12 protein-coding genes and 1 pseudogene are annotated in these 16,307 nt (G+C 46.6%); 9 read left to right on the top strand and 4 right to left on the bottom strand.

Translation table 11 applies throughout. The features are described from left to right. Positions 1-295: 295 nt before the first annotated feature. The 3 genes and pseudogenes from ABXS75_13990 to ABXS75_13980 form a co-directional block, all read right to left on the bottom strand. Complete coding sequence (locus ABXS75_13990) at positions 296-1,501, bottom strand: IS91 family transposase (GenBank protein XCP84170.1); 1,206 nt, start codon at positions 1,499-1,501, stop codon at positions 296-298. Next, positions 1,437-2,309, bottom strand: coding sequence for a tyrosine-type recombinase/integrase (locus tag ABXS75_13985; protein ID XCP84169.1), 873 nt, complete (start codon positions 2,307-2,309; stop codon positions 1,437-1,439). Before ABXS75_13985 ends, ABXS75_13990 begins: the two co-directional genes overlap by 65 nt. 467 nt (positions 2,310-2,776) lie before the next feature. After that, a pseudogene (locus tag ABXS75_13980) lies at positions 2,777-3,921 on the bottom strand (DUF4317 domain-containing protein). Positions 3,922-4,109: 188 nt separating this feature from the next. On the opposite strand from ABXS75_13980, the gene ABXS75_13975 reads away from it, so the two are divergent. The 5 genes from ABXS75_13975 to ABXS75_13955 all read left to right on the top strand — a co-directional run bounded on the left by ABXS75_13975 (position 4,110) and on the right by ABXS75_13955 (position 12,015). After that, positions 4,110-8,186 carry an efflux RND transporter permease subunit gene (locus ABXS75_13975; GenBank protein XCP84168.1) on the top strand — a complete coding sequence of 1,359 codons (4,077 nt, stop codon included), beginning with the start codon at positions 4,110-4,112 and terminating at the stop codon, positions 8,184-8,186. Between the two features lie 36 nt (positions 8,187-8,222). Then, on the top strand, positions 8,223-9,164 hold the full coding sequence (locus ABXS75_13970; GenBank protein ID XCP84167.1) for a 2-dehydropantoate 2-reductase: 942 nt from the start codon (positions 8,223-8,225) through the stop codon (positions 9,162-9,164). A gap of 98 nt (positions 9,165-9,262) precedes the next feature. Continuing rightward, positions 9,263-10,399: an AAA family ATPase gene (locus tag ABXS75_13965; GenBank protein XCP84166.1), complete on the top strand. Its 1,137-nt coding sequence runs from the start codon at positions 9,263-9,265 to the stop codon at positions 10,397-10,399. Next, complete coding sequence (locus tag ABXS75_13960; GenBank protein XCP84165.1) at positions 10,386-11,084, top strand: HNH endonuclease; 699 nt, start codon at positions 10,386-10,388, stop codon at positions 11,082-11,084. Before ABXS75_13965 ends, ABXS75_13960 begins: the two co-directional genes overlap by 14 nt. A 181-nt stretch (positions 11,085-11,265) precedes the next feature. Next, positions 11,266-12,015: a GNAT family N-acetyltransferase gene (locus tag ABXS75_13955; GenBank protein XCP84164.1), complete on the top strand. Its 750-nt coding sequence runs from the start codon at positions 11,266-11,268 to the stop codon at positions 12,013-12,015. Positions 12,016-12,187: 172 nt separating this feature from the next. On the opposite strand, the gene ABXS75_13950 is transcribed toward ABXS75_13955, so the two are convergent. Next, positions 12,188-12,631, bottom strand: coding sequence for a GatB/YqeY domain-containing protein (locus ABXS75_13950; protein XCP84163.1), 444 nt, complete (start codon positions 12,629-12,631; stop codon positions 12,188-12,190). A gap of 332 nt (positions 12,632-12,963) precedes the next feature. Here ABXS75_13950 and glsA point away from each other — a divergent pair, with 332 nt between their 5' ends. Genes glsA through ABXS75_13930 form a run of 4 tightly spaced genes read left to right on the top strand, consistent with a single transcriptional unit; the run spans position 12,964 to position 16,242 of the window. After that, on the top strand, positions 12,964-13,896 hold the full coding sequence (gene glsA / locus ABXS75_13945) for a glutaminase A (protein XCP84162.1): 933 nt from the start codon (positions 12,964-12,966) through the stop codon (positions 13,894-13,896). A gap of 13 nt (positions 13,897-13,909) precedes the next feature. Continuing rightward, on the top strand, positions 13,910-14,800 hold the full coding sequence (locus ABXS75_13940; protein ID XCP84161.1) for a radical SAM protein: 891 nt from the start codon (positions 13,910-13,912) through the stop codon (positions 14,798-14,800). A gap of 1 nt (position 14,801) precedes the next feature. After that, the gene (locus ABXS75_13935; GenBank protein XCP84160.1) at positions 14,802-15,503 is read left to right on the top strand and encodes a YkgJ family cysteine cluster protein; all 702 of its coding nucleotides are present in this window, start codon (positions 14,802-14,804) and stop codon (positions 15,501-15,503) included. 10 nt (positions 15,504-15,513) lie between these two features. Further along, positions 15,514-16,242 carry a DUF554 domain-containing protein gene (locus tag ABXS75_13930; GenBank protein ID XCP84159.1) on the top strand — a complete coding sequence of 243 codons (729 nt, stop codon included), beginning with the start codon at positions 15,514-15,516 and terminating at the stop codon, positions 16,240-16,242. Positions 16,243-16,307: the final 65 nt, after the last annotated feature.

The raw sequence follows: 16,307 nt of genomic DNA, 5'->3' as shown, positions 1-16,307 counted from the left end.
AAGACTATCATGGTATAATTCTTTAGAGAAGTATCAGATTCTGAGCAGACAAAAAGAGCAGTTCGGAATAAACAAGAACTGCTCTGAATGTGATTCTTCTCAATTGTACCAATTCGCGGACGTTTAGCCTGAAATGATATGGGGATAGTATTTTCCCTCATTTGATAAAAATTCCAGATTTCGGATAAAACTGTAAGAAATCAATGGAAAAACCGGCCGAAAAAATTTTTTTGGGCATGCTTCGCAGACCTTCCGTTGGGAGGTCTTGAAAAAACAGTATGAATGGAACTGCTGTTTAGCTTGGTTTTGCATATGTCCTTCCGAGTTGTTCCATACTCGCACAGCCACATTCCGAACAGACACGGATATCATAATTCCAGACAGCCTTTAACAGTTCTGCTATAGATAAATCTGTATATTGTCGCTTGAATTTCTGGTATCCTTGTAGTTTGAAAATCAATTTCAGATTTTTTGATTTCATACGGTTATTTAGGAAACCATAGTAACGGATTTTTTGGAATCCTGATGGAAGTACATGCATCAGAAATCTTCGGATGAATTCTGTGTTCGGAAGAGTGATTTCCCGTTTAGGGTCACCGGGTTTTATTCCACGTGCCGAAAAAGTGGTTTCTGATTGTGTGACAGAGAGAATCCTGCTGTTGGAAATAGCAATCTTATGGGTATATCGTCCCAGATATTCGATTGCATTCCCAAAACCATTGAACGTCTCTTTGATGTAAGGACACCAGTCTTTTTCATATAGATTGTTTTTCCATTCTTTCCAACAGTAAGAGTTCTGGAGTTCTTTACAGGAAGAGGAAAAGGACAGCATTCTGTTCCGATAATAATTCTCTAGATGGGCAAGATATTTTCCTTTGAATTTATCGCGAAGCACTTTAACGGGAATAAAAAAAGTCCCTTTGGATTTCCGGATCTTTTGATCAGCAGTCAGACCGCCTCCGGATACGATACAATGCATGTGCACATGATAATCCAGTTCCTGGTTCCACGTGTGAAGAACCTGAATAATGCCGGGCGTTGCTCCGAGATACCTCTGATTTTGGGATAATTCCAGAAGTGTTTCGGCGGAACATCTGTGCAGAAGATTGTACAGGAGTTTCTGATTACAGTAGATCAGGGAGTTCAGTTCATGTGGGAGTGTGAACACCACATGAAAGTAAGGGGTGTCAATGACCTCTGCTCTCCGCTTATCTGCCCAGATTTCCATTCGTACAGCCTGGCAGTTGGGGCAGTTCCGATTCCGGCAGGAATTGTGGTGGACTTGCGTATGTCCACAGACTGTACATTGGCTGATGTTACAGCCGAGTTTTCCGGTTTTACAGTTAAGGATGGCATGAGAAGTCTTTTCCTGAACACCGGACTGGTGATGTAAGGCAGAAAAATTTTCATAGGAATAGTGCCAGATTTGGGAAATTTTACTGTTTGTCAACAAGAGCACCTCCAAACTGGTCAAAAGGACTAAGTGCCGCCTGTACCCCATTACTGGCAAGATGGACATAAATAGTGGTGGATAACAGTGATTTATGTCCAAGGAGCTCTTTGATTGTGAGCAGGTCAGTGCCATTTTCATAAAGATGGGTGCCAAAAGCATGGCGAAACGAGTGGCAGGTGAGTTTCTCATTCCAACGAAAAGTTTTGCGGTATTGCACAAATTTATTAGAGAAACTAGTAGAGCTATAGGGTGCATTTTCCTTTCGGTTCGCAGGGAAAAGCCAGTTTTTGGGTTTTCCACATTGGAACCAATAAGCAGTAAGTAAATCCAGGGCATACTTTGAAAGGATAGCGTACCTGGAAGAACGGTTCTTTGCATGCCGGATAAAGATCCTCATCTGTTTGCGGTCGATATCCTCATAACGGAGGGAACAGACTTCACCGAGACGAAGCCCGGAAGAATACATGAGAACAAGCATGGTTTTTTCTTTTATATCAGGGATATCGGAAAAATAACCAGAGATTTCTTCTCTTGTAGGGACAAACGGGATATAAGTGTCGAACTTACGTAGGGGGAGGTGGGTAGCATCCCAGGGCTTATGAAGAACATACATGGTAAAAAAACGGAGCTGGGAAATCGCACAGTTAATGGTGCGGTCAGACAGGTTTCTGCTATATGAAAGCCATCTGACAAAATCACGCAGTTCTGACCATGTCACTTCTTCAGGCTGTTTATGAAGAAAACATTCAAGATAGTCCAGGTAAGCGCGAATGTAGGTACAGTAAGCAGATAAGGTATGGTCAGTAAGACCGCGAAGGGAAATCATTTCCCGAAAAGTATTGAAATATTTGTCCATGATAAAAAACTCCTTTGTGATGAAATGAAAAGTAATGTATTCCTCACGCAAGAAGGCGGTGGACGAATAAAAAAATAAGATAAGTAGTTGTTGAGTTTAAAAATCCATGATAAACTAAGCATAGCAGTTTTCTTGTATTGTTTTAGGTTGTCTTGTGGTGATTCAACAATAAAACAAATATAAAAAAACTGCTACTTTTATTTTGAGAAAAATGAAATTTTCAAGAAAAAGTAGTGGAATCACGTACTTAGGGCTAGCCGTCGCGTTAGCGACTTGGTACAATGTCGTTAGACATTATACTGCGCATAGATTTCTGCGTTCACCGCAGAAATGTGAGCGCTAAAATCTCCCGGAGGGGCCATGATTCGAAGAATCATGGTAAAGTGAGTCATCAATAGTGTAATGTGCGGTATACCACCTAAGAAAATATCAGGTGGTATACCGCACATTTATCTATGATGCTCCGTCTATTCTTCCGCACTCTGCGGAATGAAGGTGCGTGCACGGATTCCATTGATTTCCACCCGGTCGTCGACTCCGATGACGAGGCATTTGCGGCCATCGATCACGCGCGTCTCTACAAGCCCAATGAATTCCGGACTGATCTGGATCGTGACCTCCGGCGCCTTGATCTCAAATTTTTTGGTGTTCGCAATATTTGTGGCCAGTAAGGTCGCGTGTTCTCCGGCGGCCGCGTTAAACTGTTCATCGAAGGTTTCCAGTTTCTCTTCATCAACCCCGCTCTTGGTAAGAAGGTATTTGACCTCCGCTTTATCGAGGGCGAGCGGTTCCGGATTGTCAGCGTTTTGCTCGATCAGCTCGTTCAGATTCTCATGAATATTCTTCACCACTTCATAACCACAGTCATCGCCGAGCGTGTCCTCGATCAGCGCCTTGAAGGTCTCCTTCTGGCTGTCTGCGGTGAGAGGGGGACGCAGCCCAGCAGAGTGTCGGTCAGTCCGTTGGACAGATTCTCCGCATTCTTTGAGTAGTAAAGAAGATTGTGGATATCGGTGCTTCTGTCATTGAAGGCCGGGAATAGAAAACCGGCGTCCGGCATTTCCACGATCCAGTCGCGGACGCGCTCGTGGAAGCTGTTCTCGTCAGCGTGGTAGCTGAGGCCGGGCTTGGAGAGCTTTACCGGGCAGATGCTGCAGAGAATATAGTCGTAGACCTCATCGGAGGCATCGAACATCTCACTGCCGTCGGAAGCCTTTCCGGGAATGTCATATGCGGCGTGAATCAAAAGGATCAGGTAATTCTCACTATAATCATAGGCATCGATCACCCGGTTATAGAAATCTTCCAGCAGCGCTTCATCGGTCAGACGGCTGTTCCTGAGCTTTAAGAGGAATTCCTGCGTGCCTCCCTCGGACTCCGTCTCCAGCGGAAATTCCATGTTCAGCAGGTTCTTCCCGATGGTGCCTGAGAGGGTCTTGCGGAATATGTCAAAATATTTGAAGATCTCTTCTTCGGGAAGGGAGAGAAAGGCTTCTTTTAACTCCGTCTTCTTTTCTTTTTCTCCGTCCACATAGCAGCCGCAGATTCGCGTGATCGCGCAGTTCGTCGGTGTAAATTGTTTCTTGATTTCGGTTACTTCTTTTTTATTCATATGTATAATCTCCCCTTTGTGTATGGTTTAGTATCGCGCAGCATTTTCGCAAAGATAAGTATACCGTAATTTTTGAAAAAGGACAAATATTAAATTATTATAAATTTCCAGGAAAGGATAAAAACGTCATTGATTCTTTGGAAACCAGGTAATAGAATAAAAGAATAGCCGACAGGAGGAGTATGTATATGTCAAAATATTGCGTGAAGAAACCGTTTACCGTGCTGGTGGGCGTTGTGATGGTACTGGTGCTTGGATTCATCAGTTTTACGAAGATTACGACCGATCTGCTGCCCACGATCACCCTGCCCTATGTGGTGGCAATCACTACATATCCGGGAGCGACGCCCGAAAAAGTGGAGAGTTCTGTGACCGAGATTCTGGAGAGTTCTCTTGGAACGGTAAATGGCGTGGAGAATGTGACCAGTACGTCCTCTGAGAATTTCAGTATGGTCATGTTGGAATTTGAGGACGATACGAATATGGATAGTGCCATGGTGAAGCTGTCGACGGCGGTGGAGCAGTTGAAAGATGCGCTGCCTGAGGAGGCGGGATCCCCGATGTTGATGGAGATTTCACCTGATATGCTGCCGACCATGATGGTGAGCATGGATTATGAGGGAAAGGATATCAAGGAACTGAGCCGTTTTGCAGAAGATACGCTGATTCCCTATCTGGAACGGCAGGAGGGCGTGGCCAGCGTGACGGCTACGGGGCTTACTGAGGAGAAGGTTGAACTGCGCCTGAATCAGAGTAAGATCGATAATGTAAACGACCGGCTTCTTGCCAAGCTGGACAGTACCTTTGCCGAGGCGAAGGCAACCTTAGATGAAAAAGAAGGGCAGCTAAATGCGGCGGCAGGCGAGATAAAAAATGGAAAGAAGAAGCTGGCAGACGAGCAGGACGCTACCTATGACGAGCTGGCAAAATATAGTCAGATGCTTGATGAGGCAGTTGCAACGTCGGCGGCCTATCAGGCGCAGGTAAATGGCCTTAAGGCCAACCAGGCGGCGCTCCAGGCGGAGAAGAAGATCTATGAAGAGCAACTTAAGCTGGTATATGATCAGATTAACGAAGCCCTGAAAGATTTGTGCTCAAAGAATCCGGAGCTGGGGGATACGCAGCTTGATATTTCAGATATTCTGGCAGATACGAGCCAGGAGACCTTTGAGAAGATCCGTGCAGCTCTGGAAGAGATGATTAAGGCGCAGCCGGACGATCCAAAGCTGGGTGAATTGCTGGAGAATTTTACCTGGGAGAACCTTGCAAAACTGGAACAAGTCGTATTTATCCGGGTTCCGCAGATCAATACCGAGCTTGCCAATTTGAATACAGAGATTCTGGCTTCACAGGCGGTTCTGGATCAGGTCAACCAGCAGGTGGCTGTGGCGAAGAGTAACTATACCTCTGTGGAGAAAGGGAAACTTACCGCTGCCGCAGCATTTGGGGCGGCGAGTGCCCAGCTTGCGGCGGGAGAGAGCCAGATCACTTCGGCCCAGGCCCAGCTTGATGTGGCGCGTAAGCAGTATGAGGACGCCCGCAAGACCGCTTTGGAGAGTGCGAATATCGACGCACTTGTGGATATGAATACCCTGTCCAAGCTCATTTACGCACAGAATTTTGAGATGCCTGCCGGATATATCAAGGAAGGCGAGAGCCAGATCATGCTGAAAATCGGAGATGAGTTTGACTCTATTGATGAGCTGAAGAACACCCTGCTCTGCAATCTTGAGGGCGTTGGCGACGTGCGTCTGGGTGATGTGGCGGACGTATCTATCGTGGACAATGCAGATGAGAGCTATGCGAAGATCAATGGGAATGATGCGGTCATGCTCAGTATCATGAAGTCTTCGACAGCGGGCACATCAGATGTGTCTAAGGCGCTGAACCGGGCGCTTGAGGATCTGGAAGAAGAGTACGATGGCCTCCGGTTCGTACCGATGATGGATCAGGGAGACTATATCAAGCTGATCGTCGATTCCGTGCTGCAGAACCTGATTGTGGGAGCTGTCCTGGCGATTATTATTTTGGCCTTGTTCTTAAAAGATGTAAAACCGACGGTAGTTGTGGCTTTCAGTATCCCGCTTAGTGTGCTGTTTGCCATTGTGCTGATGTATTTTTCAGATGTGACACTGAATATTATTTCTCTGTCCGGCCTGGCGCTGGGCGTGGGTATGCTGGTGGATAACTCCATCGTTGTCATTGAGAATATTTACCGTCTGCGAAGCGAGGGAGTTCCGGCCCCGAAGGCGGCGGTGCTCGGCGCGAAACAGGTGGCAGGAGCGATTTTTGCCTCCACGCTTACGACGATCTGTGTATTCCTTCCGATCGTGTTCACGGAAGGTATGACAAGGGAGCTGTTTACGGATATGGGCCTTACCATTGCCTATTCCCTGCTTGCGAGTCTTGTGGTGGCGCTGACCTTTGTTCCGTCTATGAGTGCGACCGTCCTGAGAAAGAGTAAAGAAAAACAGCACCCGCTTTTTGATAAGGTGATGGTACTTTATGAGAAGGTGCTGCGTTTCTGCCTGCGGGTGAAGGTGGTGCCGCTGGGACTTTCGATTGCCCTTCTCGTAGTGGCCGTATGGGGAACAGCCCGCATGGGAATGGAGATGATTCCCAGTATGAGCAGTGATTCGATCAATGTCTCTGTACAGATGAATGAGGAGCTGGATCAGGAGAGTATTTACAAGAAAGCAGATGAGCTTCTGGAAGCTATGACAGAGCTTGAGGGCGTTGAGACGGTGGGCGTCATGTCCGGCGGAAGTACCGTCAGCATGGCGTCTATGACAGGGGGAAGTGCATCTTCCGGGGAGAAGCAGACCCAGTTTACCTTCTATGCACTCTTAGATGAGGAGCATGCCAATGACGGAGATGCGATTTCCAAGAAGATCACGAAGCTGGGAGAAGGAAAAGATGAGGAGTATGAGCTGGAGGCAGCCGCTTCTGGTATGGATATGTCGGCGCTTGGCGGCAGTGGAATGCAGATCGATATTCAGGGAGAGGATCTGGACACCTTACTTGCGATCAGTGAAGATGTGATGGAAATACTCGGAAAAGTGGACGGCTTTGAGGAGATCACCAATGGACAGGAAGAGGGCGATGTGGGAATCAAGCTGGCCCTTGATAAAGACGCGGCCATGAGAAATGGTCTGACGGTGGCGCAGATTTACAGTGAGCTTGCCGGCAAATTAAAGACCGAGGCGAAGGCCACGAATCTGACTCTTGATGGAAATGACTATCAGGTGCTGATCGTCGATGAAGCGAATCCTCTCACAGTGCAGAACCTGTTGGAATATGAGTTCGAGACGACGAAGAAAGATGAAGAGGGAAACGATGTCAAGGAAACGCACAAATTAAAAGAGTTTGCGACGACCGAGGACGCGAACAGTATTGCTTCAATACGGAGAGACAACCAGGCCCGGCAGATGTCGGTGACGGCAGTTACAAAGGAGGGCTACAATACGACCCTTCTGGGACGTGAGGTGGAGAAGCTTCTTGACGAGTATCAGGTGGCGGAGGGTTATACGGTGGAGATGGCCGGAGAGGTCATGAATGTCCAGGAGACGATGATCGACCTGATTCAGATGATCGCCCTCGCGATTGCGTTCATTTATATGATCATGGTGGCGCAGTTCCAGAGCCTGCTGTCGCCGTTTATCGTACTGTTCACCATACCGCTTGCATTTACAGGAGGGCTTCTGGCGCTCTGGGGAACCGGACAGACCCTGTCTATGGTCGCTATGATGGGATTTTTGGTGTTGGCAGGCGTGGTCGTAAATAATGGTATTGTATTTGTGGATTATGTGAATCAGCTCCGGCTTGCCGGGCGCGGGAAAAGGGAAGCACTGGTAGAGACCGGAAAGACTCGTATGCGTCCGATTTTGATGACGGCTCTTACGACGATCCTTGCTATGTCTACGCTGGCGTTTGATCAGGAGATGACAGCCGCGATGAGTAAAGGCATGGCGACGGTCACCATCGGAGGACTGACCTACGCCACTTTCATGACCCTCTTTATTGTGCCGGTGCTCTACGACATTTTCTTTAGACGTGAGCTCAAGGTGGTCGACGTGGATTCCGATGTGGATACGGACGAGGAAAATATCGTGCTGGCGATTGACCAGTCCTTTGCCGAGGCGGCGGATCAGGCTATGGATAAGGACGTGGGGGAGAAAGAAATTGGAGAGATTCCGGAACTTGAAGCGGAAGATGCAGAGCCGGTGCGTGATGAGGAGATTCGATTCCCTATAGATGAGGAATAGAAGAAATCGGCGGATTGAAAGGAAAGAGAGTTTGGCATGGATACAGATCAGTTAAAAAATAAGAAGATAGCGGTTGTGGGAATCGGCGGAGTGGGCGGTTACCTGGCGGGAATGCTGATCAAGGCATTTCCGCATGTGACGCTGGTCGCCAGAGGCGGGCGAAAAGAATCCATAGAGAAAAACGGGCTGATTCTTCACAGTGATTACCATGGAGAAATCGCTGTGCAACCGGAGAAGGTGGTGGATTCCTGCCGCAGACTAGAACACCAGGACTATGTATTTATCTGCGTGAAGAATTATTCTCTGGAAGAAATCTGCCGGGATCTGGCGGAAAGCATCGATGAGAACACGGTGGTCATTCCGGTGATGAACGGCGCGGACCCGGGAGAAAAGACGAGAAAACTGCTGGGAAAAGGAATCGTGGTGGATTCGTTGATTTATATTGTGGCATTTGCTAATGCAGATTACTCGATTACCCAGCAGGGCGATTTCGCAAATCTCAGAATCGGCGTCAGGAATGCGTCGGCAGAAGAGGAAGCACGTGTGAAAGAGGTCGCCGGGATTTTGGGGGCCGCCGATATTGACAGTAAGATCGCGGAGGATATTGAGCGGGAGATCTGGCGGAAATATATTTTAAATTGTGCCTATAATGTGGAGTCTGCCTATTATGACAATACGATCGGCCAGCTTCGCAGCGATCCGGTCAAGGCGTCGGAGTATGAGGCTCTCGTGAATGAGGCGTTCGCGGTGGCCCGGGCGAAGGGCGTGCAGGTGACTGGGGAGCATGTGGCGGCGATAATCCATCGGTTCTATTTTGAACTTGCAGAGAACGCGACCAGTTCCCTGCAGCGGGATATCAGAGCCGGGCGAAGGAACGAACTGGATACCTTTGGCGGTTATCTGGTGCGGGAGGCGGAGAGGCTTGGAATAGAGGTTCCGGTGTCGGAGCGGATGTATGAAGGGCTAAAGACGCGATAGGGTATGGCAAATAAGAAATTTAGGTTGCCAGAAAAAGTGGATTGGTTTATGATAAAATTACGAAAAGATTGTAACCAATAGTGAAAGGATAGTCCTGAATGAACCATTATATTACAGAAATTAAAATAGAAGAATTAAGACATTTGTCTGATATTTGCATTGAACTTAATAGGGACAGAAGGGTTCATCTGCTCTTGACAGGAAAAAACGGGTCGGGAAAAACTACGGTTTTAAGAGCACTCAAAAAATATTTATCGGCAATTGCCGATAATAAGTTGGAGAATCTGGAAAAGAATTACAAGGAAGGAATTTCTGTTGATTTTAACGAAACCGCTGGTTTGTGTAGAGCATTTCGGGAAGGGCAGTTTATTCTGGCGTTTTATGGAGCAGACCGAAAGACGGGGATTATAAAGCAAAATGGTGCAGAAGATGTCGTTTTGGATACCAGTTATTCATTGGAGGAGAACCCGGGGCAGGTGCTTCTCAAATATCTGGTACATCTGAAAACGCAACAGGCATATGCAAGGAACGAGGGGGATATCGAAACAGTACAGATGCTGGATCAGTGGTTTGAACGTTTTGTATCCGCTTTAAAGGTATTGCTTGATAATCAGAGTATAGAATTAAGATATGACTATAAGAATTACAATTTTGAAATCAAAGAAGATGGAAGGAATGCTTTTGGTTTTGACCAGCTTTCTGATGGGTATTCCGCAGCTATACAGATTGTTGCAGATTTGATTCTGAGAATGGAGCAGAATTGGCTGAAGAAAGGCATTTTGAGTTCCTATGATGCGGAAGGTATTGTTCTGATTGATGAGCTGGAGACACATTTGCACATAGGCTTACAGAAAACGATATTGCCATTTCTGACGGAGTTCTTTCCAGGAATACAGTTTATCGTGTCGACACATTCCCCATATATTCTGAATTCTGTTGGGAATTGTGTGATTTATGATTTGGAAAATAAGTTCCGTATGGAGGACATGTCAGGGTATTCGGCTGAAGGAATCGTAGAGGGATATTTTGAGCAGGATTCTTATTCGGATCTGCTTTTACGAAAAGTAAAACGATACGGAGAATTGGTGGAATTGAAAAATCCGACAGATGATGAGAGAGCGGAACGAGCTGTATTGTTAATGGAAATGAAGCAACTGTCAGGGGATTTGGCAAGAGATGCGAGAAATGCGTTTGAGGAAATAGAGGATAGAAGGAAGCGGAATGATAAAGTATAGTCGTAGGGAAACGCCCAGGGCGAAAGCGGCGATAGAAGCACTAAAGATAGCCAAGGAGAGTAGGGGCAGCTATAATACACCGGAGGTAAATGCGGCTCTTGCCGAGTTGTTTAGGGGTAAATGCTATATTTGTGAAAATAAGGAAGGGGTTTCTTCTTATCAAATCGAGCATCTGGTACCTCATCGAGGTAATCCAGAATTGAAATATGATTGGAATAATCTGTTTTGGTCGTGTGCGCACTGTAATAATATAAAAAATGCTAAATATGAACCAATATTGGATTGTACCAAAGTTGAGGCTGATAGAAAGATTGCATTTCGTAAAGAAGGGTACTTTGGCAGAGATGAGAAGTTTGAGTTCTTGGCTTTGGAGGATAGTGTTGAGGTTGAGAATACAGTTGCTTTATTGTATGAAGCCTATTATGGTTCGACTCCGCAAAAGAGGCTGGAGGCTACCAATATCAGAAGGGCGTTGAGACGAAATTTATCAGATTTTAAGAATTTGATTCGTGAATACGATGAAGCGGAGGAGTATGATAAAGAGGATTTCAAATATGCAATCAGAAGAGAGGTGGAGGAGGGAGCTCCGTTCGCAGCATTCAAACGTTGGTTGTTATGGGATAATAAAGAAAAATATAGAAATTTGATAGAATTTTGCAATCTTGCCGATTCGCCGGCTTCGTAGGGATTAGGTAAGGGCATCAGAATGCGAGCCCCTCTTAAATGAAGCGTTTGCGGTGGCATGGCGAAGTTATTTAGTCTGTTTATCTGCACAACAATAAAAGATTTAAAACAAATCAACCATGACACAATGTTGTCATGGTTGATTTGCTACAATACAGTTAAAAAATGCGGAGGGAATCAGTATGAGCGGACAATTTATAAATTTAACGAGCAGTAATATAGAAAAAGAGCATTTGTGTTGTGCTATTGCAGACAAAAAACATCAGGCCGGAGTGGCCGTAAAGCGGCAGTGGTTGAAGGAGCGGCTTGCCGAGGGACATGTTTTCCGTAAACTTGACGAAAAAGGAAAAGTATTTATTGAGTATGCTCCTCTGGAGAAGGCATGGGTACCTGTTTATGGAGAGGATTATTTGTATATTTATTGTCTTTGGGTGGCCGGTTCCTACAAAGGGAAAGGCTATGGGAAAGCCCTTATTGAGTATTGCATCAATGATGCGAAAGAAAAGAAGAAAGCAGGAGTATGTGTTCTTAGCTCAAAAAAGAAGAAACCGTTTCTGTCAGAGAAAAAGTTTTTTCTGAAATACGGGTTTGAGGTCGTAGATACAGTGGGAAATGATTATGAACTATTGGCACTGTCATTTGACGGAAAAAAGCCCCGTTTTTCTGAAAGCGCGAAGGAAATGAAGATAGATAGTGACGGACTGACGATATACTATGGTTTGCAATGTCCGTATATTCCGGATTGTGCCAGGCAGGTGCAGGAATACTGTACGGGAAAAGACATACCGTTACATTTAATCGCTGTGGATACTTTGGAAAAAGCAAAAAACCTTCCCTGTGTTTTTAATAACTGGGCCGTTTTTTATAATGGAGTTTATGAAACTAACCATCTTCTGAACGAAACGTTTTTGAAGAAAAAATTTCCATTGTAGAAAAAAGAGTGCCACCTTATAATGACGGACACGCTTAAAGGCAGTCTGACCGATTATAAGGCGGCACACTTTTTTATTTCATAGAAAAGTGTGTCCTATGACATACAATACGTTCCGTGAGGGTGCCTGGTGCCACCCGGTTAACACTGATTGGAACGGAGTGAAAAACTTTCTACATCATACTCATAAGCACCTGGTTTACCAGCTTGCCGTCGGCTTTCCCTTTTACCTTCGGCATCAGTTCCTTCATGATGCGGCCTTTGTCCTTTGCGGTGGGCGTTTCAATCCCCAGAGCGGCGAGAACGGAGGCAATCACTTCTTTGATCTCGGCTTCGTCCATCAGCTTCGGTGCGTACTGTTCCAGAACGGCGATTCGTTTCTGGCATTCTTCAATAATATCTGTGCGGTCTGCGGGAGTCATCTCCAGGGTTTCCTTGGTCTGTTTGATCTCCTTCATGATGACCTGGACTTCCTCTTCCTCAGTCAGATCGGCGCGTTTGTCGATCGCTTTGTTCTTAAGAGCGGCCAGAAGAGAGGATAAGGTCTCTTTTGTGTCCTTGTCCTTTGCCTTCATAGCGGCTACCATGGCGCTTCTTACTTCATCAATCTTACTCATAATCTATCCCTCCATTTATTCAAACTGTTCAGTCTATCCCTGTATCACCTAAGCTGACTAAAGGGATTCTTCATTTATTATACATCGCTGGTAAAAAATTACCAGCATAAAGTGCAGATTTGGAAGATTTTATCAGAAGCAAGTTGAAATATAGAATTGGAAATGGTAGAATTTCTAGTAGTTACGAGTATGGGAAACAGAATTTCAGATTACATTATGCTTGGAAGTAAAGAAAGTATTTCGCCAAAAGGAAGTGAAGGTTTGAGCGAAAGCCTGGGATTTTGAGGCGGGAGATTGGGAAAAATAATAGGTATGTACGGAGGATAACGGAAATGAAGGATATCATGGAGCAGGCGATGCTTGAGGGAAGGAAGGAGATTCCCTTCGGCGAGACAGCCTCCTATATTCCGGAGCTGGGAAGAGTGGACAAGAATCAGCTCGGACTTAGCATTTTCACCAGTGACGGAAGACGTTATAGTGTTGGAGATACAAAGGTACGGTTTACCATACAGAGTATTTCCAAGGTTATTTCGCTGGCGGTCGCGCTGGAAAAATGTGGATTTGACAAGGTTTTTGATAAGGTGGGAATGGAACCGTCGGGGGACGCGTTTAATTCGCTGGTAAAGCTGGACCTTTCCAGTAATTATCCCTTTAACCCGATGATCAATTCCGGAGCCCTGGCGATTGCGGGATACCTGGTGCAGGTGACAGATTTTGAGGAAATGCTGAATATTGCCAGAAAACTCTGCCTGGACGAGGAGATTGTGATGGACGAGGCGGTCTATCAGTCTGAGATGAGTCACATTTCCCGAAACAAGGCGATTGCCTATCTGTTGGAAAGTAAAGGGATTATCAAAGTAGATGTGGAAAAATGTCTGGATCTCTATGTGCGCATGTGTTCCTTAAGCGTTACGGCGGAGAGTCTGGCGGGATTTGGGCTGGTGCTGTCGACGGACGGGCTTCACCCGATTACCGGGCGGCGTCTCTTAAACAGTGATGTGGTCCGGGTTGTGGAGACGATCATGCTGACCTGCGGAATGTACGATGGTTCGGGGGAATTTGCGGTGCGTGTCGGCATTCCTACCAAAAGCGGCGTGGGCGGCGGACTTCTGTCGGTCGTGGACCGGCGTATGGGAATCGGAATCTTTGGACCGGCATTGGATAAGAAGGGAAATAGTATTGCGGGGCGGAGTATGCTGCAATATTTGTCAAAGGAACTGAGTCTTCATATGTTTGCGCCGAGGATTCCGGGAATGCGGTGGTAGAAGGAGGATAACAATGGGGTGCATGCTGTGTCCGAGAAGATGTGGCTCGGACAGAGAGAACGGAAAAACAGGATTTTGCGGGGAGACGGCAGCAGTGCGTGTGGCACGTGCTGCCCTTCATATGTGGGAGGAGCCTTGCATCTCAGGGACGGAAGGGTCCGGGACCGTATTTTTTACCGGGTGCACGCTGCGGTGCGTATACTGCCAGAACCATCAGATTTCTGTCGGAGATGTAGGGAAGATCGTATCTGAGGAGAGGCTGGCGGAGATTTTTCTGGAGCTTTTGGAAAAAGGGGCAAATAATATCAATCTGGTGACGCCGACTCATTTTGTGCCGCAGATCATTCGGGCGCTTGACAAGGCAAAGAGCCGGGGAATGCATCTTCCGGTGGTGTACAATACGGGCGGTTATGAGTGCGAAGAGACCTTGAAAATGCTGGAAGGCTATGTAGACGTGTATTTGCCGGATTTTAAATATATGAGTGTTAAGCATGCCGGGCAGTATTCGGCAGCGCCGGATTATCCGCAGGTCGCGATGAGGGCAGTTGCTCAGATGGTAAAGCAGACGGGCTCCCCCGTGTTTGATGAGCGGGGAATGATGGTAAAAGGCGTGATCGTGCGGTATTTATTACTGCCCGGGTGCCTCGGTGACGCTAAAAAAATCGTGGAATATTTGTATCGGACTTATGGAAATCAGATCTATATGAGTCTTATGAATCAGTATACGCCGCTTAACACGCTGGATAGAGAAAAGTATCCGAGGCTGGGGAACAAGGTGAGTGAGCGCGCCTATGAACGGCTGGTTGACTATGCCATTTCCTTGGGGGTGGAGCAGGCGTTTATCCAGGAGGGCGAGACGGCAAAGGAAAGTTTTATTCCGCCGTTTACGTTGGAAGGAGTATAAAATGAAACGACAGGTAGATTTGAAGGAAATATCAGACGGAAGGTTATATGGCAGTAATGATTTGGTGAAGGCAGACTGCGGTGATTGCGCGGGGTGCTTTGCGTGCTGCTGCAACATGGGGCAGTCAATCATTCTCGATCCGCTCGACGTATTTCGATTAACGAAAGGGCTGAATATGAGTTTCGAGGAGCTTTTGGCCGGGAAAGTAGAACTGCATGTGGTCGACGGTCTGATTCTGCCTAATTTGAAAATGCAGACGGAAAATGCGAGAGGCGTGGCCGAAGGCCCGGAGGAAGCAGGTGGGAAATGCGGGTTTTTGAGCGAATCCGGGCGTTGCACGATTCACGCCATCAGACCGGGAATCTGCCGGTTGTTTCCGCTGGGGAGATATTACGAAAATGGGGGATTCCAGTATTTTCTCCAGGTACATGAGTGCCGAAAGGAAAATCGGGCGAAGGTGAAAGTGAAAAAGTGGATTGATACCCCGGAACTTAAGCGGTATGAGAAATTTGTGAATGACTGGCATTATTTCCTGATGGATATGGAAGAGAGGGTGAAGGAGAACCCCTGGGAGATGAAGGCGGTATCCATGGAGATCCTGAAAAGATTTTATTTGATTCCGTATGAGGAAGGGGATTTTTATTCCCAGTTCGAGGCGAGGCTTAGGGAAGCGGAGCCGATGCAAAATAGTACAGAAGAATAGAGGCATAGAAATGAATTTTGAAATGACAGGACTTGGGACGATTATTAATGTAGTTGGCATTATTGCAGGAGGAATCCTGGGGAGAGTTTGTGGAAGTTTTCTGAAAGAGCGCTATCAGGATACTTTGAATAAGACCTGCGGTGTCTGCGTTCTTTTCATAGGAATCGGCGGCGCGATGGAGGGTATGCTCACCGTAAACGGCGATTCTGTTGCGAGCGGCAGTTCCATGCTGATTGTGATTTGTATGGTGCTGGGAGCATTGTTGGGAGAACTTTTGAATTTGGAAGATAAAATGGAACAATTTGGCGAGTGGCTGAAAAAGAGGACAGGGAATTCCGGGGAGAAGCGGTTTGTGGAAGGATTCGTGACGGCTTCTTTGACCGTGAGCATTGGGGCGATGGCCATTGTGGGTGCAATCGAGGACGGTCTGACCGGAGATTATTCGATTCTGGCGACCAAGGCCGTGCTGGACTTCATAATCGTTCTTGTCATGACCTGTTCTCTGGGAAAAGGGTGTGTCTTTTCCGCAATACCGGTCGCCGCGATCCAAGTAACCTTCACCTGCCTGGCCGGATTTATGAAACCGCTTATGACAAAGCTGGCGCTGACATATCTGTCCATGATCGGTTCAATCCTTATTTTCTGTGTGGGACTCAATCTGGTCTGGGGGAAAAAGATACGTGTGGCAAACCTTCTCCCGGCGATTATATTTGCGGTAGCGATATCATTTATGGCATAGGTTAAGCAATTTATTCCAAGATATTGGCTTGTTTGAAGTTGCATAGGAAATAGATATTGTAAAGT

Source organism: Roseburia hominis (genome assembly GCA_040702975.1).
Lineage (GTDB): Bacteria > Bacillota > Clostridia > Lachnospirales > Lachnospiraceae > Allocoprococcus > Allocoprococcus hominis_A.
Note: the sequence above shows the minus strand (reverse complement) of the source record. Positions and strands in the feature narration are given on the sequence as shown.